The organism is Paenibacillus sp. TSA_86.1 (genome assembly GCF_052691815.1).
Map to the genome: position 1 here is coordinate 411,828 of NZ_JBQZGE010000002.1, position 22,134 is coordinate 433,961.

The 22,134-nt window shown below is 43.8% G+C and carries 17 protein-coding genes; 8 read left to right on the forward strand and 9 right to left on the reverse strand.

What is annotated here, in order from left to right:
- Positions 1-139: 139 nt before the first annotated feature.
- From ACUTVW_RS07920 to ureC, 3 genes are all read left to right on the forward strand, one after another.
- Positions 140-1,156: a patatin-like phospholipase family protein gene (locus tag ACUTVW_RS07920; protein ID WP_445645268.1), complete on the forward strand. Its 1,017-nt coding sequence runs from the start codon at positions 140-142 to the stop codon at positions 1,154-1,156.
- 294 nt (positions 1,157-1,450) lie between these two features.
- The gene (gene ureA, locus ACUTVW_RS07925; RefSeq protein WP_445645269.1) at positions 1,451-2,077 is read left to right on the forward strand and encodes an urease subunit gamma; all 627 of its coding nucleotides are present in this window, start codon (positions 1,451-1,453) and stop codon (positions 2,075-2,077) included.
- Positions 2,074-3,786, forward strand: a complete 1,713-nt coding sequence (gene ureC, locus ACUTVW_RS07930; RefSeq protein WP_445645270.1) for an urease subunit alpha — start codon at positions 2,074-2,076, stop codon at positions 3,784-3,786. The genes ureA and ureC overlap by 4 nt, the downstream gene beginning before the upstream one ends.
- Before the next feature lie 116 nt (positions 3,787-3,902).
- On the opposite strand, the gene ACUTVW_RS07935 is transcribed toward ureC, so the two are convergent.
- The gene (locus ACUTVW_RS07935) at positions 3,903-4,658 is read right to left on the reverse strand and encodes an SDR family oxidoreductase (protein ID WP_445645271.1); all 756 of its coding nucleotides are present in this window, start codon (positions 4,656-4,658) and stop codon (positions 3,903-3,905) included.
- Positions 4,659-5,113: 455 nt separating this feature from the next.
- Here ACUTVW_RS07935 and ACUTVW_RS07940 point away from each other — a divergent pair, with 455 nt between their 5' ends.
- The gene (locus ACUTVW_RS07940) at positions 5,114-5,821 is read left to right on the forward strand and encodes a transglutaminase-like domain-containing protein (RefSeq protein ID WP_445645272.1); all 708 of its coding nucleotides are present in this window, start codon (positions 5,114-5,116) and stop codon (positions 5,819-5,821) included.
- Between the two features lie 87 nt (positions 5,822-5,908).
- On the opposite strand, the gene ACUTVW_RS07945 is transcribed toward ACUTVW_RS07940, so the two are convergent.
- The 3 genes from ACUTVW_RS07945 to ACUTVW_RS07955 all read right to left on the reverse strand — a co-directional run bounded on the left by ACUTVW_RS07945 (position 5,909) and on the right by ACUTVW_RS07955 (position 10,654).
- Positions 5,909-6,928 (reverse strand): phosphotransferase enzyme family protein, encoded by a 1,020-nt coding sequence (locus ACUTVW_RS07945; RefSeq protein ID WP_445645273.1) that lies wholly within the window; start codon positions 6,926-6,928, stop codon positions 5,909-5,911.
- A 194-nt stretch (positions 6,929-7,122) separates the two neighbouring features.
- Positions 7,123-8,475, reverse strand: coding sequence for a glucoamylase family protein (locus ACUTVW_RS07950; RefSeq protein ID WP_445645274.1), 1,353 nt, complete (start codon positions 8,473-8,475; stop codon positions 7,123-7,125).
- Between the two features lie 364 nt (positions 8,476-8,839).
- A complete protein-coding gene (locus tag ACUTVW_RS07955; RefSeq protein WP_445645275.1) occupies positions 8,840-10,654 on the reverse strand; it encodes a family 43 glycosylhydrolase in 1,815 nt (604 codons plus the stop codon).
- A gap of 191 nt (positions 10,655-10,845) precedes the next feature.
- On the opposite strand from ACUTVW_RS07955, the gene ACUTVW_RS07960 reads away from it, so the two are divergent.
- Positions 10,846-11,268, forward strand: coding sequence for a VOC family protein (locus tag ACUTVW_RS07960; protein ID WP_445645276.1), 423 nt, complete (start codon positions 10,846-10,848; stop codon positions 11,266-11,268).
- Between the two features lie 199 nt (positions 11,269-11,467).
- Here the strand turns inward: ACUTVW_RS07960 and ACUTVW_RS07965 are convergent, their stop codons facing one another.
- Together ACUTVW_RS07965 and ACUTVW_RS07970 are read right to left on the reverse strand one after the other, a co-directional pair.
- The gene (locus ACUTVW_RS07965) at positions 11,468-12,088 is read right to left on the reverse strand and encodes an NAD(P)-dependent oxidoreductase (RefSeq protein ID WP_445645277.1); all 621 of its coding nucleotides are present in this window, start codon (positions 12,086-12,088) and stop codon (positions 11,468-11,470) included.
- Positions 12,089-12,207: 119 nt separating this feature from the next.
- Positions 12,208-13,221, reverse strand: coding sequence for an alpha/beta fold hydrolase (locus tag ACUTVW_RS07970; protein ID WP_445645278.1), 1,014 nt, complete (start codon positions 13,219-13,221; stop codon positions 12,208-12,210).
- 339 nt (positions 13,222-13,560) lie between these two features.
- Here ACUTVW_RS07970 and ACUTVW_RS07975 point away from each other — a divergent pair, with 339 nt between their 5' ends.
- The 3 genes from ACUTVW_RS07975 (at position 13,561) to ACUTVW_RS07985 (ending at position 17,030) form a co-directional block, all read left to right on the forward strand.
- Positions 13,561-15,156: a hypothetical protein gene (locus ACUTVW_RS07975; protein WP_445645279.1), complete on the forward strand. Its 1,596-nt coding sequence runs from the start codon at positions 13,561-13,563 to the stop codon at positions 15,154-15,156.
- A gap of 77 nt (positions 15,157-15,233) precedes the next feature.
- Positions 15,234-16,124, forward strand: a complete 891-nt coding sequence (locus ACUTVW_RS07980) for an ABC transporter permease (RefSeq protein WP_090916142.1) — start codon at positions 15,234-15,236, stop codon at positions 16,122-16,124.
- 15 nt (positions 16,125-16,139) lie between these two features.
- Complete coding sequence (locus tag ACUTVW_RS07985) at positions 16,140-17,030, forward strand: carbohydrate ABC transporter permease (RefSeq protein WP_090916140.1); 891 nt, start codon at positions 16,140-16,142, stop codon at positions 17,028-17,030.
- Positions 17,031-17,076: 46 nt separating this feature from the next.
- Here ACUTVW_RS07985 and ACUTVW_RS07990 read toward each other — a convergent pair whose 3' ends face one another.
- From ACUTVW_RS07990 to ACUTVW_RS08000, 3 genes are all read right to left on the reverse strand, one after another.
- Positions 17,077-18,831 (reverse strand): cache domain-containing sensor histidine kinase, encoded by a 1,755-nt coding sequence (locus tag ACUTVW_RS07990; protein WP_445645280.1) that lies wholly within the window; start codon positions 18,829-18,831, stop codon positions 17,077-17,079.
- A gap of 11 nt (positions 18,832-18,842) precedes the next feature.
- Entirely contained in the window at positions 18,843-20,471 is a 1,629-nt protein-coding gene (locus ACUTVW_RS07995) for a response regulator (RefSeq protein WP_445645281.1), read from the reverse strand.
- 304 nt (positions 20,472-20,775) lie between these two features.
- Entirely contained in the window at positions 20,776-22,134 is a 1,359-nt protein-coding gene (locus tag ACUTVW_RS08000; protein WP_445645282.1) for a glycoside hydrolase family 30 protein, read from the reverse strand.

A 22,134-nucleotide genomic window follows, 5' to 3' on the forward strand; every position in this document is an offset into this window, starting at 1 on the left:
TCAGACCTAAGGTCAAGTGATATTATTTTTATTCAGATCAGATATGCCAAACCTAACGCGGTCTTGTTTGAATGAAAGTATTTAAATTGGAAAAAATGAAAACATTAATTACTAAAAACTAAAAATGGAGATGGTTTTAGTGACATATCATTTTAAAAATTTGGTCTTTGAAGGTGGAGGCGTACTAGGGTGTGCTTATGTAGGGGTCGTAGAAGTTTTACAAAAGAGAGATGTCTTTTCTAACATTTCAAGGGTAGGTGGAACATCTGCCGGAGCCATCGTAGCTCTTCTTATTAGTCTTAATTACTCAAGTACAGAAATCATGAAGGAACTCAAAGAGCTTGATTTAAGACAGTTTGTTGATGACGATTGGGGGATCATACGTGATACCAGCAGACTGTTTAATAAATATGGTTGGCATAAAGGAAAAGCAATGTTGAGTTGGCTAGAAGAAAAAGTTAAATGTAAAACGGGTAATTCAGATACTACATTTGGGGATCTTCAGAGACAAAAAGTGGAAAAGTCATTCAAAGATCTTTACATTATCGGGACCAATATAAATACACACTTCTCTACTATTTTTTCTCATGAAAAATACAGTGATATGAGAATAGCAGATGCTGTTCGTATTTCAATGTCTATACCTTTATTTTTTGAAGCGGTTGAGTTCAAAGAAGATATTTATGTAGATGGAGGCGTGCTACTCAACTATCCAATTAAAATATTTGATAGAAAGAGTTATCTAAACAATATTGAAAATGGGATTACCACTGAATCATATGACGAATATCAATTAGAAAGTCTCTCTGATCCGTTTATTACAAATACGGAGACACTAGGATTTAGAATCGAAAACTCGACCCAGCGGGATATCTTATTGGGGTTAGCTCCCAAAAAGAGAGAAGTAAAAAATGTGTATGACTTCACAAAAAATTTAATCGGTTCTATTTTAGACTTTCAGCAAAATGTTAGCTTGCAAGATCTTGATTCAGACCGGACTGTCTATGTATTAAACACCAACAAAACCTCAGCAGTAAATTTTAACATTACGGAATTAGAAAAGAATGTCTTAATTGAATCAGGGCGTGTTTCAACAGAAAATTATTTTAGCAGTTTTGACAATCCTGAGATTGAAATGAGTAACCGCCCCAGTTAGGATAATTCACTTAAACTTATCTAATTTCTCTAATTTAGACCCAACCTCCGCATTTAAGGTTAGGGTCTATTTTTTCGTGGTTAGATCTAAATTCATGTTTATAAGATCCTTTTTCAAAATCATTTGTTATCTTGCACAAATCAAACTCATGATGTTATGTTATTTGACATTCTTGTTTGACTGACACCGACAAGCATGTTACATTTTCAAACATAAGTGATTATTGGAAAAAGATTACATGATATTCATCCTGTTATTTCTCATTATTTTAACCCGGCAAAGGAGTTGCTGACTATGCATTTAACTGTACAGGAACGCGAAAAATTACTGATGTATCTAGCTGCAGATATGGCCGATAAAAGGCTGAAACGAGGCGTTCAGCTCAATTATCCGGAAGCGGCTGCCTATATTTCAGGATTTGTTGTAGAAGGTGCGCGGGATGGAAAAACCGTGAAACAACTGATGGAAGAAGCTCGTCACCTCTTGGCTGCGAATCAGGTAATGGATGGCGTAGCTGAGCTGCTGAGCGAAGTCCAGATTGAAGCTACGTTCCCGGATGGAACGAAGCTGGTGACTGTACATGAGCCAGTTGCCCGGATCGATGGTGCGATTATACCCGGTGAATACGAATTTTCGGATGACCCCATTGTGCTGCTGCCTGACCGGAAACGAATGACCCGTTCCGTGACCAATACGGGAAGCCGTCCTATTCAGGTCGGATCACACTTTCACTTTTTTGAAACGAACCCTGCTTTATCATTTGACCGCGAAGGAACCAAAGGATATCGGCTGGACATTGCTTCAGGTCTCTCCGTTCGCTTCGAACCGGGAGAAATACATGAGATTACACTCGTTGAGATTGGCGGTACGAAAGAAATCCATGGGTTTGCCGGGTTAACTAACGGGAGGGCTGAGTCATGAATACGATTGATCGCGCGACGTATGCAAGCATGTATGGTCCAACGACAGGAGACCGGATTCGGCTCGCGGATACCTCGTTAAAAATTGAGATCGAAAAAGACTTCACGGTGTATGGAGATGAGTGTGTTTTTGGCGGAGGTAAAACCGTTAGAGATGGCATGGGACAACATCCTTTAGCGACCCGGGACGAAGGTGTTCTGGATACGGTCATCACCAATGTTGTTATAGTCGATACTTGGGGAATTGTTAAAGCTGATATCGGGATTAAGGATGGACTAATCCGGGGCATCGGCAAAGCTGGAAATCCAATGATGATGGATGGTGTCGATCACGACATGGTTATTGGGGTGGGTACAGAGGTGATCTCTGGAGAAAATTTGATCGTGACCGCTGGCGGTGTAGACAGCCACGTTCACTTCATCTCTCCGCAGCAAATTGAGATTGCATTGCAAAGTGGGATTACCACGATGGTTGGTGGAGGCTCCGGCCCGGCTACAGGTACGCTTGCCACGAACTGTACCTCAGGGGTGTGGCATATTGAACGCATGCTGCAGGCACTTGATTCACTGCCCATGAATTTTGTCATGCTTGGTCGGGGGAACAGTTCCAGGCCTGAAGCGTTGATGGAACAAGTACTTGCTGGTGTCGGCGGACTGAAGATTCATGAAGACTGGGGCAGTACCCCTTATGTTATCGATAAATGTTTAAGTGTGGCAGAACAATATGATATTCAGGTCAATATCCATACGGATACTCTCAATGAAGCCGGGTATGTCGAAGACAGTTTGCGTTCGTTCAATGGCCGTGCCATTCATACCTATCATACGGAAGGAGCAGGCGGTGGTCATGCGCCGGATTTGTTACGTGTCGCTTCCATGCCGAACGTGCTCCCCTCTTCCACCAGTCCCACTATGCCATACACTCGAAATACGGTCGATGAGCATTTGGATATGTTAATGATCTGTCATCATCTGGATCCTAAAATTCCGGAAGATGTGGCTTTTGCCGCTTCAAGGATACGTGAGACGACGATTGGAGCGGAAGATATTTTACATGATATCGGTGCAATCAGTATGACCAGTTCAGATTCACAAGCGATGGGACGTGTAGGTGAGGTGGCAATCCGAACATGGCAGACGGCGGATAAAATGAAAAAACAACGTGGTTCGCTTACCGGTGATCATCAGGCTGATAATGAGCGCGTAAAACGATATATTGCGAAATACACGATTAATCCTGCAATAACCCATGGCATTTCCACATACGTAGGTTCAATTGAAGTCGGTAAAATGGCAGATCTCGTCCTGTGGAAACCAGCTTTCTTCGGAGTTAAACCGCAACTTGTCGTTAAGGGCGGCATGATTATTCATAGTGTGATGGGAGATCCGAACTCCACCATCTCTACACCACAGCCATACATGTACAGACCGATGTTTGGAGGTTATGGCCAAGCACGTTCAGCCATTTGTGCGACCTTTGTTTCACAAGCTTCCATCGATGCAGGCACTCTCTCCCCTCTTGGACTCAGTAAATCATTAAAACCTGTAACGGGCTGTCGTGCGGCTAGCAAAAAAGATATGATTTTGAACGGAGAAACCCCGAATATTATGGTTGATCCGAAAAAATATACGGTATCCGTGAATGGTGAAACACTGCGATGCCATCCGGTTGACGAACTTCCAATGGCACAGCGGTATTTCTTGAGTTAATTGGAAGAGCGTTCTATCCCTCGTTCAAGACTTTGATTATATCTTGGAAAAAGCCCAGCTAACTTAGCTGAGCTTTTTTATGAGTTCAATCTATTATTTTCGTCAGCCGTATTCGATTATTCCCTTATAAATCCACCTTCAGAATGAATGACCTGACCCGTGATCCAAGCTCCTGCTTCACTGACCAGAAAATCAACAATGTTGGCTGCATCCTCAGGTGCCCCGATCCTTCCTAATGGGAATTTTGGCAATAGAAAATCACGAATGGAGTCGTCCATCCACGTTGTATCCGTCGGCCCCGGATTTACGGCATTTACGGTAATCTTCAATGGTGCAAGTTCACGGGATAAAGACGTGGTAAAGGCGGAAATCGCACCCTTGGTTGCAACATAAGCTAATTCGCCCGGCATCGGCGATATATCCTGTCCCGACGTCATGTTGATAATTCTGCCTGAGGTTAGATTGGATTTTTCAAATTCCTGGGCGAATTTCGCACACAGTAGAAACGTCGATCGCATATTAACAGCATAGTGTTTATCCATGAGATCGGCGTCAAAGGACTTGTAATCGGTGTTGACACCATAAGCCGCATTATTAATCAGTATAGAGGGTTGTCCCAGCTGCTGGACCGCACGTTCATATACTTGATGAGCTGCATCACGGTCTGATAGATCGATCTCGATGGATGCACTGCGGACCCCCATATCTTCTATTTCCTTGTGAAAGGCATTGATCCATTCAGGGTCAGCCTTATAGTATGTGAAGAAAATATCAATATCTCTGGAAGCTAACTTGCGGCAAAAAGCACTGCCCATATCTCTTGGATCGCTGGCACCTGTGATGATTGCTATTTTTCTCTGAGTTAGAGTCATTATTTTACCTCCATGTCATGAAGTTGTTATGAAAATATTCATTAAGCTTTATCATAATAGATAATAGCGCTGATGAACATCACCTTTAACGATCTGACCAATGTTCTCTGATCCGCTCAACTAACCTCTTCCGTTTTCCCTTGATATGCAGATAAAATATCCTTTTCATCCACCACATATGTATCTCCACTTTAGGCGATTAGATGATACAATCTATTTGAAAGTTATCCCATAAGTAGTGTAATAGACAGTGAGCATGTACTTATTTTATCTATGAGGTGATACTCATGACTTTCTTTCATCTGGACATCATGCAACCTGCAATCACGGACTCTCGAATCAAGGAACTGATCCAATTGATGAAGAATTGCACGGATTCGGAGCACTCTATTCGTACTGTTTTTGCAAGTTTCCTCTCTGTACTGACGATACAATCTTTACAGGAGGTGCTCATCATGAATAACATGAATCACTATCTCGAGCAGACGGAATTGTTAAACTTTAATCACTCGGCCATCCAGAGTCTCATTCGCAGTCGTAATTGGGCCTCACTCCCTGTAAAGGAGCAGATTCTGCACGTATATAATTACGTTCGTGACGAGATTGAATTTGGTTATAATCGCGGTGATGATATTCAAGCTTCAGAAGTGCTGCAAGACGGCTACGGGCAGTGCAATACAAAAGGTATTTTGTTCATGGCATTGCTCAGAGTACTGGGCATCCATTGCCGCACTCACGGTTTTACGATTCATAAGCAATTGCAAAAAGGAGCTATGAATGGCTGGTACTATCACCTTTCTCCGAAAGAGATCATCCATAGCTGGATTGAAGTCTTATATAACGACAGGTGGTTAAATATGGAGGGTTTCATCGTTGATCTCTCTTATCTGAGCAAGCTTCAGCAAAAGTTCGAGCAATGTACGGGTTCATTTTGTGGTTATGGAGTGGCTACGGACGATTTTCAGAAACCTGCTATTTTTTGGAATGAAAATGACACCTATGTGCGGAAAGAAGGCATTGTCCAGGATTTCGGTACGTTTGACAATCCAGATCAATTCTTTTCTCTCCATCCCCAAAAGTTAAATCCAATCAAGAGAATGATATTCAGCCATGTGGTTCGTCGTCTAATGAATAGGAATGTGAGACGTATTAGGCGGGGGTGATCGTTTATTCTTTTGAAGCAAAACACCAAGAAAAAGACGGAAAGATTCGGGGTAGGTTCTCCGTTTCGTTCCGTCTGAAAGCTAGTATTAATCCATTTTTACAGGCTCGACCACTTCGAATAAAAATGGATTACCGTTCAAATATTCTCTTATGTATGCTTGGGCATATTTTTGTTCATCGATTAAACTGGCTGTTTCTCTTGGATCGGAGGCGTGATGGCAGAAGTTCTCGATCATGAACATGATGAAAAAACATTCCAGATCTCGAGTATAGTCCGCTTCCAGCTTCTTAATACTCTCATAACCTTTGATAAGCTGCCATCGATGTTTAGGCCAAAGCTCCAGCATGGTGCCTGCCATATCGTAGAGAAAATACCCGTACCCACATCTTTCAAAATCAATCGGTGAAGGTTGATCATCGTTAAAAACCATATTACCGGTATGTAAATCAGCATGAATTAGTCCGTAGTTATGTTCAGTTGGACGCATAGTGGTAAGTTGGGATACAACCTTCTCCGCTGCATCTTGATACAGCTTCCATGCCTTTTCGGATAAAAAACGTTGATGGTAACGTTCCAACTTAGCCAGTTCTCGTTTAAAGCTTTCTACTCCCCAAGCAGACCTTACAAAATCAGAAGGTGGATTGAAATCCTTTGCTGCTGCATGGAGCCTGCTTATCATTACTCCCATATTATACGCATGACTATCCGTAAATTCCCCTGTTGTTTTTTCACCCTCGATCCACCGCATCATTGTTACATAAGGCCGTCTATATCCCATTTCTGTTTCAATCTCCAAAACATAAATACCATCACAACTTGGTATCCCTTCGGATACATTTAGTTCTTTCGATTTTTTTAGTGCTTGTAACAGTAGGAGCTCCGAACGAATTTCCTCTCTGCTCAATCGGTCCGAATGAATGCGAAGCAAATAATGGTTAGCTGTACTGGTTTCAATTTTATACGTGATCGATTCAGATAGTTGAATAAACTCGATTTTATCCCATTCTAAATCATACTGTTGGATTGCTGATAAAGCAACCTTCCTTGCTCTGATTAATAACGCTTGCCGCTCTTCATCCTTATCAATTCTAAAAAAATCATTCACTTGTTATCCCCCCTGCAGTTTTCATGAAGTAAAAATCAACTACTTCTCTTATAAGTTATTGTAACGATCGTAAAAGCTTAAAAATATGTAGTAAACAATTTAAACTATGTTATACATAAAAAAGTCATATGCCTATTCAACAAAAAAAGGAACGAAGCGTCATCAAGCGATGCCTCGTTCCATTTGAATCGGGTCTACTGAATGGAGAACACTTCTTTTTTTAACAATTCTTCTGGTTTCTGACCGATGGGATCGCTGTGGAAATAATCACGGATAACTCCATCCTCCAGATAGTTCGCAATAGATACCATAATCATGCCCTGATCCAGTGCCAGATAAGCTTTGGCGATTTCTCTGGTCTCCAGATTAATGGAGTCATATAAGCCGTATTTCCCCATCATGTTTAACTTTTTCAGTGTTTTGATGTTTTTGCGTGCCTCTTCAGGCGCATAGTCCAAGGCAAGGAATGTTGCATGCGCAGTTACCGTTGCTCCGTCTTTGTAACCTGAGATGCCAAGCGGTGTTGCTGCAAACTCACTATATCCGGTAGGTGTTGCTGACGGGGAGAATCCCCATGCTGCATACCCTTTTTCTTTGGCATATTCGATTTGCAGATCGACATGACGTTTATTGTTTAGACCTAGTGCCTGAGTACCCAAGTCTTTTTCCTTGATCACCAGACCCGGCATCAGTCCTTCAAACATACTGCCTCCCCAGCTAGGAACAAACTTTTTACCTTTATACTCATAACTTCCTTCGAAGACATCGACGCCATCATAATTCACCGTTTGACCTTGAGGAATCTGAGACTGCCAATCCCATTCAAGTGGCATCGTGCGGTACATCTTCCACCAATGTTCTTTTGGTACATCTCCTTTACCGATGGCAATATAACTTCCTACACGAGGTTCCGTATAAAAGGACCCATAATGATGCTCTGTCAGTGCGCCTTTCGCGACATCATAGCCACCACGGAATTGGCCGACTTCCGGATCGTATAACGTTGTATAGTTCATCTGTTTAACGAGAGCGCTGGTTTGTGCATTTAACTCTTTATACGCTTGTCCAACGACGATTAATCCTGCGGATAACCAGCCGTTATCTACCTGTGATATAAATTGCCCCCAATCTTTTTTGACGGAACCATCGTCCGTGTTGTACCAATTATAAAAGAGCCCATTCCACTTATCCATCTTCTCCAGCGTGTTTAACGTTGTTTTCAGGCGGGATACGGCTTCTTTCTTCGAAAGCAGGCCCATTCGTTCCGCAGAAACGGTACTCATCATGTACATCGCAATGTTTGTTGGTGAGGTAAGCTTGGCTTCTTCCGTTCCCGTTTCCTTCATTCGCACTTCATCATACGTCAACCCGGTTTTGGGATCGGTAAAATCTTTGAAGTACTTGTACGTTTTTTTGGCAACCGCTTTCAATTCCGGTTTGAAGCCTGGCGGCTTGCCTGAATCATGTGCAGATATGACAGGAGCGAAAGCTGTGCTGGCAAACAGACAAAAAGTTAAAATGAATCCTAACCTTTTTACAATGTTCATCTCTTTTCTCCCTTCAAAAATGAATTCGAAACGTTTCGCATTTATGATATCACGAATGTACATACCTGGTAAATAACAAAATGAAAACCCTTACTTTTGAAGTTTTATTTAGGTTTATCTTTTGATTTTCAACTCGAAACGTTTCATCGATAAAAGGAATTCTTCTGCAAGCAGTCACTCTCTCTTGTGTAACAGCGATAATTCGGCCCATGTACGTATATAAGCAAAATCTAAAAAAGCCGCTATGGTTAGCGGCTTCCATGAGACGTACAAATGATGAATCTCCATTACGATACTCTATTTGAATTGCTTCGGTTTTGTATCGTGATTGTTCGCTTCAATACTGTTCAACCATCACATCATTTCACAAAACAATAGGCTTCATACGACCATCTGCTCCAAACTGAATCGGGTCAATACACACTTCCCGATGGTACCCTTTCCCCTCGGAGAACCGCGATAACGGAGTGACAAAACGATGGTAAGCCATGTGGTACTGATCCGTTTCAGAATCATGGAAAATACAGTGATGTCCTGTTCCAAGCATATCTTTTTCTACATTTTTACTTAAAACAGGGTAGTGATAAGTCACCGGGCCATAGAGGCTTTCCGACGTACCGTAATTGACATGGTAATCTTCACTTCCCGTATCATCACAAGACCATGTGAAGTGATACAGGCCATCCTTCTTTAACACCGTTACGGCCTCCCTGAAATCATGCAATCCTGCAAGGTTACGCATCGTTTCTTCATGAACAGTAATCATGTCGTCACCGAGCTCAACAATAGCAGCATCTCCGTTGCCAAACAACAGATACATCTTGCCATCCTGCTCTGCATAGATTGAAGGATCAATAGCTTGCCCCATCGTGATCCCAAGACGTCTTAATTGGTCCATTGTAATCAAAGGCTGAGGCTCCGCTCGGAATGGACCTGTTGGGGAATCGGCAACAGCGACACCAATAGCACTTTCCTGATTAGGCATTTTGCCGCAGAAGTAATAGTAATATTTGTTGTTGCGGCTGGCTATCGCTGGTGCCCATGCATTCCCGATGGCCCAAGGCACATCATCCGTTGCCAGATCAAGAATAATCCCTTCATCCTGCCAATATTGCAGATCGCTGGAGGAAAACACCTTAAACTGCGTACCTGACCACCCGTCGAAGCCATCCGTAGTAGGATACATATAATAGCGGTCGCCAAACTTCGCCACATCAGGGTCAGCGTATTGACCAGCCAGTACCTGGTGACCGTCTCCATAAGCGGCCAGTAGACGATTTCCTTCTTCCGCGGTGATTGGCAGAATGCCGCCGTGCCGCTTTTGGGTTTTTCCCATATCAAACTCATCATCTGAAGCTATTCGGAAGTTTCCGCTATCCAGATCAGTCGTCAACAGCGGAAGATACCCCTTCCCCTCTGCAAAACGATCCACAATCAGGCACCACTCATCCCGGTCATTAAATTTAAATATCTGCGGCCCTTCTACACCCATCAGCGCTTCCAGCACTGGCGCATGGATTGGAGTGAAGGCATCCTTGTCCAGAGAGTTCCCCTTTTCAACACGAATGTTTTTGGTTGTTTCATCTTTGGAGTATCGGTAGTAAGAACCAGATGAAGCAAGAATGGTTGTATCAATGATGTGATTTTCACGCTCGATATACTTTTCCGATGGAGTGAATGTACGGAAGTCTTTGGTGCGTGCGCTGTAAATCTTTTGTTTACGTTCAGATTCATCTGCATCTTGTGTGGCTGAGGCCCAGAATACAAGAAACTCATCAGCCGCTTCATCATATACGGCTTCAGGTGCCCACACACAACCTGCACCCGGGGTGCCAAGTGTAACTGTCCAAGGAGAAGACCAATCCATGAGATTACTGGACTGCCATACGACAATATCACGACTGCCTTCGTTTACAGCAACACCCCAGCCTTTGCCGCTTGCGATTCGTAGATCGGTTGCAATCAGATAAAACTTATTCTCCTTAGCGGAGCGAATGAGAAACGGGTCGCGTACACCCTGTTCCCCCAGATTGGAGCGCAATACGGGCTTACCCCCGTTTAAGTCCTTCCAATGAAGGCCATCCTCGCTATATGAAAAATAAACCTGCTCTCCATCGGGCTGCTCGCCGATAAAATGCACAAAAAGATATCCTGTGTAATTTGTGTTTGTATTCAACAAGTTTAGTAGCCTCCTAAGTATGTATATTGAATTTGATCTAAAAGAAAGCGCTTAACCTAGTATATATCATACTGCAAATCAGAGTTTAGGAGTAGGGAAACTTCCTGCTTTTCCTTATTTACCGTTGTAGTCTCTTCAATTACAATGGTATAACTGTATCGTTGACCAAAAGATGAAATGGAGGCCCCCTTATGATTCAGTCGATTATACATATCGCCTTGGTCGTTAACGATTATGATGAAGCGATCGAGTTTTATACTCAAAAATTGAACTTCACATTGCTTGAAGACACCTATCAACCTGAGCAGGATAAAAGATGGGTGGTGGTTGCCCCTCCTGGTTCGATTGGCACAACCATATTACTCGCTAGAGCTTCCAAACCGGAGCAAGAGCCGTTTATCGGTAACCAAGCTGGTGGGCGTGTTTTTCTGTTCCTGAATACCGATGACTTCTGGAGAGATTATAAGGACATGGTTGCCAAAGGCATTGAATTTGTGAGAGAACCAAAGGAACAAGACTATGGCATCGTTGCTGTATTTAAAGACCTATATGGGAACCTGTGGGATTTGCTGCAAATGAATGAGGATCACCCCATCTCCAGACGTATGAAGTAATTTTTCGAATAGGTTAAAGTTCTTTGATAGGGTACTCTGTTCAATCTCAAGTCACTGCTCTGTATAGGCTAAAAAAGCCTGGCTCCTATTAAATGAGTCAGGCTTTTTTCATGCGAATGTGACGGAATGTTTTTGCGTTATCAGAGAAAATTTCTATATTTTCCCACACGTTATTTATGTTCCTCAAGTTCCAAATTCCTCAGTAGCATATACCTACCCGCGAGTTGATAAATTGACGATCCATAAGTTGACGATAAGTGAATTCAGCAGTATCCCCAACGGAAATTTCAGTGCCGCTCTCTGGCAACATATCTCGTTCTACCCGGTAGGTACCAAGACGTTCCCCATCTGGCAAATACGTTGGACACACCATGGTCCACTCCAGATTAGATTCTTTAAGCAGCGCATACACCCGTTCATGTTCCTCAGCCGCTCGGGTTGACTTGCGCTTGGATTCACTGGATTGATAGCGCAGCTTCGCTGGCTCGGTTCTGCTTTGCAGAATACCAGCCGTTCCCACGGTAATGATTCGTTGTATGCCTTCGTGCACCATAGCATCCATAAGTAACGGCATACTTTCCGAAAGAGTGGTTGTTCCATCCGTATTCAGCGCACTGATCACCACATCAGTGCCTTGTATGGCACGGAGGAGATCTTGGGATTCCAGCACGTTACCTTGTATAATCGTCAAGCGATCGTGACGCGTGTTTATTTTCTCTGGCGCACGAACCAATGCAGTTACCTGATGACCGTCCTGAAGCGCGTATGTAACGATATGACTTCCGACACGTCCAGTAGCTCCGAGAACTAAAATATGCATAAAGAAACCTCCTGATTTGATGTTCACTATATGATGTATTTGCATGTTGCCCGTAAAACAATAGAATAACAAAAAAAACGTTATCCGGGTACTCCAAGTACGCCGCATAACGGTTTTCTTCAATGTGTAGTGATTTTTTCGGTGAACTCTTTAATCTTCTCAGCAATCTCCTTGGGATGGGAGCGATACAAGTAATGTCCGGCCTCCAGTAAAACCAGTTCTCCTTGTGTCGAGTTCGCCATCTGCTTTTGATGCTCTGGAACCCACTCTTTCACGACAGGGTGGTTCTTCTGTACAAAGAAAAGAACAGGTAAATCACTCGGCCATGTAAGCTGTTTTGCTGCCTGGAAGTTGGAATACATGCTTACGGCCTCGTTTAATTGTGTGTTATTATACATATTTTTTCGGATGAAGATGTTTAATTGATCTCTGGTATCGTCGTCATAGGAAAGCCCTTCATACGGGTCATCACTTAGCTTCAACTGCACACGGGCAAAACCGAGGTTACGGAACCATTTAATGGGCTCGATGTCGGATGCTTCAACTTTTTGCTCACTAAGAGACGGAACACTGTGATCTAACCCAATGAAGGCTTGTACCTCATCTGCATATCGGTTCACATAATCCAGACTATAGAGACCAGAGATGGAGTGAGCCATCAGCGTATAACGTTTGATCCCCAGGCTCTGCAAAGCGCTATGGATCTCATGTGTAATGTTAGCAGAACTACGCTCTTTGTCCGTCGGGTCACTTAATCCGTATCCAAAAGGTTCAACGACTACGACCTTATACTGAGGACTCAGTTCGGATATGAGCGGTTTAAAATCAAGCGCAGGCGAGGCTGTTCCGAACCCGGGCAAAATGACAACCGTTTCTTTTCCCTCACCCTGCATCAATACGTTCATATGCTTTCCATCGACAGGCACCTGCTGCCCGTAATGCTCTAATCTTTTTTGCTCGGAATGACTGCTGACCTGATTCACTGTGAATACAGTCGCGATGAATAACAGGATGACGATGACAATGGCAACCATAATTTTTAGCAAAAGTAGAAGAACTCGCTTTGTTTTGGAATACTGGCTTGCTTTTGATTTTTTTGAGTCCGAATGACTTGGTTCTATCAACACCTTCATCTCCTTTATGTCCTGTTTCTTTCTATGGTGGATATTGCGATCAAACCAAGTGTACTCGGCTTGGATGTCCCCAGAATGAATGCAATATGAACAGAAGATGAACTATGATAAACGAATTCAGAGTCTGATGCCCTTCCATCGATTCACTTAGGTCAATAAAGTGCAACCCGGTAAAATAAGTGCAATGCACATCTCACTTCTTACTTCTTACATCCCTCTAAAGTAAAAAATCATACAGATTCTGGTCAATAACGTTTATATCCCCTCCTCTTATTCTCCATTACAATATCTTCAAGTACAACTTTCCTAAATATGACTTGAACTTGAGGGGGAACGTGAATGAACCAAAAGATGAAGCTTCTAATCATGTCGGTGAGTATGTCCGCTCTGCTCATCACAGCTTGTAGTGACACGGGAAAAGGTAAAACACAGACCGATGCGGACGATGATGGCACAGGTGCAGTCACCATTCATACGGTCACATCGGAGTATAGTTCAGCGAAATATCCAAAGGGCGATGATATCACCAATAATGTCTGGACTCGCCGGTATAAAGAGAAGTTAAACATTAACGTCAAGACGGACTGGGTCAGTGATGAATATGAAACAAAACTCAATCTCGCCATCTCTTCCAATGAACTACCTGACGTTTTCCGGGTGAACCCTTCTCAGCTACGCCAGTTGGTTGAAGCCGATATGGTCATGGATTTGACCGAAGCCTTTGAACAGCATGCCTCGGAGCGTCTGAAAGGTTATATGAGAGCGGATGCAGACAGCTACGAATCAGGAAAAAAAGACGGGAAGCTCTACGGTATACCGCAGATGCACTGGGGATTAATTGAACAGCCCGACTTTATCTGGATACGGAACGACTGGAAAGAGGAACTTAAACTGCAAGATCCGAAATCCGTTGAAGATATTAAAAATATGGCACTCAAATTTATGGAAAAACACGGCGGATACGGCATCGCTGTGGATCAATCCCTGGACTACCTCAATCTGCTTGCCATTGCATGGAATGCACATCCCGACATGTGGATAGAAGATAATTCGGGAAAACTCACCTATGGCTCCATTCAACCTGAAATGAAAAATGCGCTTGCCGAGTGGGCGGAGTGGTATAAATTAGGCATTATTGATCCCGAATTTGCAATTAAAGACTTCAACGCGATGAATGCCGATATCGTTGCTGGTAAAGTAGGCATCCAGCCTTACTATCAGTGGTGGGGGTATAATCCGGGCGTAGATACGATTGCCAATCTGGGCAAAGATGCGATCTTTTATCCATATCTCATTCCAACCGTGGACGGTAAGGAGGCGAAACAGTCCATCTTTTTTGCCAACAATAACTACATTGTTATGAAAAAGGATGCCGCCAATCCGCAAGCGGTGATTGAAATCTTGAATGATTATGCCTACATCGTAGATGAAGGTAATGGCAAGGAAAAGCCGGAGACACTGTCTGCCCTGCTCGACAATGATATTGCCCACGTGGTTGGTGCGTTCCGTGTACTTAATCCGAATTCGGACTATGAGCAGTTTGAGGCTGTGTCCAAAGCTCTTGAAACGAAGGATACGAGCAGACTTACGACTTCAGGGATGTGGCAGAAATACAATAATAGCGTGGAGTTTATCAAAAATGCTACACCAGGCGCAACTGGAGATTACTTGCAGCAGGGAGCTCCGAAAAATGCGTATGGTCTGGCCAAAAAAGTGCTTGATAGCAATAACTATATCAAAACTGCGCTATGGGGCGTTACGCCGGAAGCTCTCTCCAGTTACGGCACAACGCTGGATGACATTCTGACCGAAGGATTTACGAAAATCGTTATGGGTAGCGAAAGCATCGATTATTTTGACGTGGTCGTACAGAACTGGCGAGCAGCTGGCGGAGACAATGCCATTGAAGCAGTCAACGAAGCCTACGGGAAATAAAGCATTTGCGCTGTGAAGCCTGAGGGGGTGAGCCCGTTCTCATCCCCTCTTTTTGATAACTGAACGGAGGAAAAGCCATGCTGAAAAAATGGAAGCAGCAAAGTCCTTACCACCTCATGTTGATCCCCAGCGTTGTGCTGGTATTTATTTTTAGCTACATCCCGTTCTATGGACTCATTATTGCGTTTCAAAAATATAACCCCGGTCTCGGCTTTAACTCACCGTGGGTCGGATGGGACAATTTCACGCATGTATTCAATCAGCCTAACTTTGTGAGAACGATCTGGAACACTCTCTACATGTCCATATTCAAAATGCTTGGCGGCATTGTGGTGCCGGTTGTTTTCGCGCTGCTACTGAACGAAGTCCTGCACAACGGGATCAAACGCACCTTTCAGACCCTCGTGTATATACCGAATTTCCTGTCGTGGGTCATTATGGCGGGTATCATGCTGGATGTTCTAAGTGCGAATGGCATCGTGAATACGTTTCTGAGTTTGTTTGGCGTCAAGCCGATCTCTTTTCTCGGTACCCCTTCAATCTTCCCATGGACAATGATCGTGAGTGACATATGGAAGGGTTTTGGTTTTGGAACGGTCGTTTATCTGGCGGCTTTAACCAGCATTGACCCCGGACTATATGAAGCCGCAGTGATCGATGGAGCCAAGCGTTGGAAGCAAACACTCTATATCACCCTGCCCCTACTCATGCCAACGATTGTTCTGATGTCTGTGCTTTCCCTTGGAAACGTGTTGAATGCCGGTTTCGACCAGATTTACAATCTCTACTCTCCTGTCGTTTATCAGACCGGTGATATTATCGATACTTATGTCTATCGTCTGGGGATACAGCAGGCCCAATATTCCATTGCGACCGCCGTTGGATTATTCAAATCCGTGATCTCCTGCATTCTAGTAGCTGTCTCTTACATTCTAGCTTACCGCGTGGCGGGTTACCGTATCTTCTAAGGAGGGCATATTCGCATGATCTATGATAAAAGTATAAGCAGACGCGTGTTTCTTATTATAAATTACACCATCCTGCTGACCATCTCGCTACTCTGTGTGTTGCCATTTGTGAATTTACTCGCTGTGTCCTTCAGTAGCAGTTCAGCGGTATCGGCAGGAAGTGTTACCTTCTGGCCTGTCGAATTCACAACCAAAGCTTATGAGTTTGCCCTTTCTGGTGGCGCATTTTATTCCTCGCTATGGGTTGCCATCCAGCGAACGGTTCTGGGTACACTTGTGAATCTGGTTTTAATTGTGCTCACAGCCTACCCTTTATCCAAAACCAAACAGAAAGTGATGGGGCGCAACGTCTACATGGGATTTTTTATCGTAACGATGCTGTTTAGCGGCGGTCTAATCCCAACCTATCTCGTTGTAGTGAAAATGGGACTGATTGATTCCATCTGGTCTCTGATTCTGCCAGGAGCGCTCCCTGTGTTCAGCATGATTATTCTGATGAACTTTATTCGTGGGCTTCCTGAAGAGATTGAAGAATCGGCTATCATTGACGGCGCAGGCCCTCTGCAAGTGTTGATCCGCATTATGCTGCCGCTTCTTAAACCTGCGCTCGCGACGGTTGGATTGTTCAGCATTGTGGGTCACTGGAACTCCTGGTTTGACGGCATTATCTATATGAACAATCCCGCCAACTATCCGTTACAGAGCTATTTGCAGACGCTGCTTCAAAGCTTTGAGCAGATGATGCTGAAATCCGGATCGGATTACACTCAACTGTTATCCATGATGAATGCCCGGACAGGGCGAGCCGCGCAGATGTTCCTCGGTGCGATACCGATTCTGCTGATCTATCCGTTCTTGCAAAAGTATTTTACCAAAGGACTGGTACTCGGCAGTGTTAAAGGTTAAAGTGTGACATCAAGGGCCACTTCGCATGCGACTGTCTAACCCACATTCACTTGTTATCTGGTAAACAGGAGATCGCTGGAAGCAGAATCGCAAACGTTGTTCCTTTGCCGACCTCACTTTTCACCTGTATCCCATACGGCTCACCGAAGTGAAGTTGAATACGCCGTTGTACATTATAGAGGCCTATCCCCCGGCCTCCATTTCCTGTTTCATGCTTTTCCTCCATCAAGCCTCGTACCATACTCTGATCCATGCCGGTTCCATTATCACAAACTTCAATGCAGATGTCTTCCTCCTGAGATCCTATTCGAATCGTAATTACGCCATCCTCTTCGATTTCGGCCAGGCCGTGAAAGAACGCGTTCTCAACGATGGGCTGCAGGATCATTTTAGGCATTGCATAATGCAGCAGGTTCTCATCGATCTCATATTTCATCTGAATACTGCCGTAATATCGAACATTTTGGATGGTCACGTAATGTGCAATGTGATTCAGTTCTTCACGAATCATGACGAGACATCCATCGGACTTGGTTGCATAACGGAGCATAGAGATCAGCGCATCAGTCATATCCACGATTTTGTCGGCCTGCTGCATGGAAGCGATCCATTTCACGGAACCTAAAGTATTATACAGAAAGTGTGGGTTAATCTGATCATGCAGTGCCCGCATCTCGGCAGCGGCTTTCTCGATCTCTTCCTGCTGCATGCGTTCCACCATTCGTTTCAATTCATGGGACATTCGGTTGAATCTGGTGGATAAATGACCAATCTCATCACGAGAGCGAATATCCTGCACCTGCTCAAACTGCCCCTTTTCGACAAGACGTATATTGTTTAACAGCTTTTTGATGGGACGTGTAATGACGTGAGACAGGAAAATGGAGATCACGGCAGCGAAAAGTGACATGACGATCGCTAGCGTTACGAGGTTTTTACCTAGTATTCTACCATCGGCAGTTAGCTCTTCCAGCGGCATATAGACATATGTAGTCCATTTCTGCTGACTAAGCGGACTCTTTACCACGACGTTGGTTGCTTCGGATGGACGAACGTTATCCCGAAACAAGGTGCCAATTAACTGGTCGTTGACGTTGTAAACGATTTTTTCGTCCTCATCAATGATCATGAATCTGGATCGAAGTCCTTCCTGCAAGTTACGATTGACGATTTCGATAAATTTAATATCGATGCTAACCACCATCACGCCAAGCAATTTGCCGTTCGTGACATCATGAATTTTTCGTGCATGGGACACGGCCAGTACTTTATTTTCGAGTTGCTTGTCAACCCGGGTTGTTAATGTGATCGTACGCTCATCCTCATGCATAAACTTCTTGAACCACAGCTCATTTCTCACATTGAAGGCCTTGTCAATCGGTTGATGTGGACTTACAAACAGGTCTTCTCCTCCGTTCATATTGTAGAGATAAATGGAAAATACACGATCCTTCATCATGATGTAATTCATTAGTATGTTATATGCCGAGATTTCGTTTTCTTCATTACTTACACGCAGAAAATCCTGGATCGGAAAGCTGCCTTCATGGGTAGCAGATAAACTGTCACTGAGTCCATTACTGGCGAGCAGGGTAATCTTTTCGATTTCTTTCAAAAACTCGTCAATGCGAATGTTCGTCTGTTTGGTTAAGTCGCTGAGTAATGTATTGTAATTTTGTGATAATAATCGCTCCGAAGAATAGTACGAATTAATGGTCATCACAACGACAGGAAAGATGATGACGATCATACAGATCACCATAATCTTGTATTTAATCTGAAAAGGCCGCTTATATTTCATCGATCACACCTCTATTTCCGAATGGCATGCACATGCTGCTGTTCCCGATATTCCTCTGGCGTAAGCCCTGTGTTCTTTTTGAAAATCTTACTGAAATACGTGTAGTTGTGATACCCGACTTTATCGGCAATTTCATATATTCTCAGCTCTTTGCTGAGCAGAAAAGCTTTCGCATGATTAATACGAACTCGGGTCAGATATGAGATGAAATTTTCCTTCTTCTCCTGCTTGAACAAACGACTTAAATAGGACGGATTCACGTTAATCTGGCTAGCTACACTTTGCAGGGAAAGGTCCTCTGCATAATAACTGTTGATGATGTCTATTGCGAGGTCTGTGTATTTGAGCTCATGTGTGACCTGGGAGCTGGCGCTAAATGTCTCCGTGATATACGTCAGCACATTCTCATGGATATCCTGCCAATGCTCCCCGTTCAGGACAATCTCATAGGGGGATTTCTCCGTCATGGAAAGCTTGCTTCGTGATGTGCTGTTCAGCAAATGGGCGTGCATTGTTTCGAGCAACGTAAGGTATTGCTTGCGGATACTGTTCTCGCCTGCCCTTACGGTCTTCAGGTCAATGTAGATTTCTTCAAGAAATTGCCGGGCTTTCTCCTTATTTTTGCTCATACAAATTTTCATGAATTGTTGCTCCTGCTGAGGACTCAGCAGATGTTCAACGTCTTCCCTACTGGGGGTTTCACGTATATCCTCAACATACAGGATCTGGCTTTCACCCGTAAAAAAACGTTCCTTAAGCGCAAATTCTGCCTCCTGACAAGCCTTCCGCAGCGACACAAAGCCGAAACTAATCGAACTTACTCCCGCTGTAAGTGACAGGTTCATAAAATCCTTAAGGGAAGTGAGTACTTTACGAATCAGCTTGTTCACGTCAACATGTGAGCCCTTGTCAGAACGTACGTTTACGACTATCCAGTATTCAGACGAACTTTCCACAAAAATCTCCTTTGCCCACCGGGATGGAATAACCTCTTCCATAATGTTGAGTATCGAGAAACGGAGCAGCTTTTCCCCTTTTTCAATGTACTTGCGTTTGACCTTCTCATAATGATTAACGATGAATTTGATAACCACCAGGTGGTTGGATTGGATGCGAAAATGAAGTTCTTCTGCTTTGGTAAGCAATTCCTTTTCATTTATGAATCCGCTTACAGCATCTTGAAAAAAACTATCCTTTAAATATCGGATACTCTTGGAATAATCGGGGGATTTATAGGGCAAGGCGTTTAATGGATGCTGTTCACTTTGCAACTTCTCCCGTATATTTGTCAAAAGTTCGATGAGCGATTGCTCATTAATTTCGCTTTTAATCAAGTAATCGGTGGCACCGAACTTTAAAGCATTTTTCACGTAATCTAATTCATCAAAATTGCTCAGAATGACGTATTTACAGTTCTTTAACGATGGGGATAACTGTTTGATTAACGCTAATCCATCCATTACGGGCATTCGGATGTCTGTAATGATCAAGTCAGGTACCTTTTCAAGCGCAAGCTCCAGTGCTTCTTTTCCATTACTAGCCTCACCTGTCACGCAAAAACCGTATTCTTCCCAGTTCAGCATGGAACGAATGCCCACGCGCATCAGCAATTCGTCCTCCACAATCATCAGTTTATACATGGAAGTCCTCCAAAGTTGGTTATTTATACACGAGCCATCACCCAAAAGATTCAGGGATAGGTACATTCCTATCTTGTACTTTATTCGGACTGCATGCATCAAATCCCCTTAAAAGGTTAGAAAAATGATCAGAAAACGATCAAAAAATACACAACAGATTAGAAAATAGATAAAAGACCGCCAAAGTTGGCGGTCTGCATGGTTCGCATTATTGCTCTCTAGGAATGTGGAGAATGCATGAATACATGCTGAGACAGGTGTTTTCATTTCTACAACCATTAGGTCATAGCCGGGCTACTGCCCTTTAATCGATCGATATTAATATGGATATAGCACTTTTGGATTCCATGTGTACAACAAGGCTTTCTTGATCTTGCATTTCAATCTTAACCTGTTTGCCTTCTTGCTCATCGTTAAACAGTACCAATGCTGTGCTTCCGTCCGTGTTCCGAAAAGCTACGGTATATACGGATTCATCACTGGAAACCGATTGGATCTGAACTGCTTTAGGACGGATCAAAGCACTAAAATGAGCTAGCGCGTAATAATCCAGCGTGTAGACTAACTCCCCCGTTTGCTGGTTGATCTGTACAATTCCGCGGCAAGTGCTTTGTCCAAAACCCGGTACGGTAGGACCGTTATTTTCATCCAGTGCCATATTCCATAAAACGAGTGACTTGCTATAGTTTCGCAGTATCTGAATGCCTGTTCGAATCACATTGGAGAATGCTTGTTCAAACGGTGGAATCCATTCCCCTCCGGAACCTTCGGTGAAATGCACTTCTTTTCCCGCAAAGGCTTCGTATACTTTGGATTGAGCAGAGGCATCTCCCCCATACCAATGCCAGGCAACCCCATCGACTGCTTCTCCCGCTTGCTCCAGAACAGTCAACGGATAATCCGGACGATCCCAGTTATGGTCATAACAGAAGATTTTGGTGTCAAGGTTGTTGCGCACGAGAGCAGGCTTGAGATGATTTGCAATGAAATCTGCTTGTGCCTCTGCAGGCATTAACATACCAGGGTAATGAGCTGGTTCATATAAAGCCTCATTCTGCGGCGTAATCGCATAGATCGGCAGGCCATGTACTGCGTAGGACTGAATGGTTTTTACGAAATACTCGGCGTAAGCCGAATACCACTCGGGCTTAAGCTGGCCAGTGATCATGGAACCACTTGTTTTCATCCAGCCTGGCGCACTCCACGGCGAAGCAAACAGTTTTAAATCGGAGTTCAGTGCAAGCGCCTGCTGCGTTAACGGAATGATATCCGCTTCATCATGTGCAATGCTAAACCCGGCTAATTCCGGGTCTGTATGTTGGTCAGGCAGATCGTTATAGCTGTATACAGTACGGGCATAATCCGAAGCACCCATCGGGTTGCGGATTACCGACAAGCCGATTCCTTCTGTCGGGTGGAACAGCCGCGTCATCACTTCCGCCCGCTGTTCTTCCGTTATCTTTTGATTCATGAGGTATGCCGCGGCGTCCGTAAAGGATGCTCCAAAGCCGTCCATCTCCTGGTACGTTTGGCGATCATCCAATTGTACGGTTACGGTTGAAGAATTAGCGTCCGTAGACTTGAACGGATTGTATTCCTCGGGGTGAACGAGACGGAACAGGTCATTTTCCCCCGCAGTTTTGAATAGTTTAAATGTTGTCAT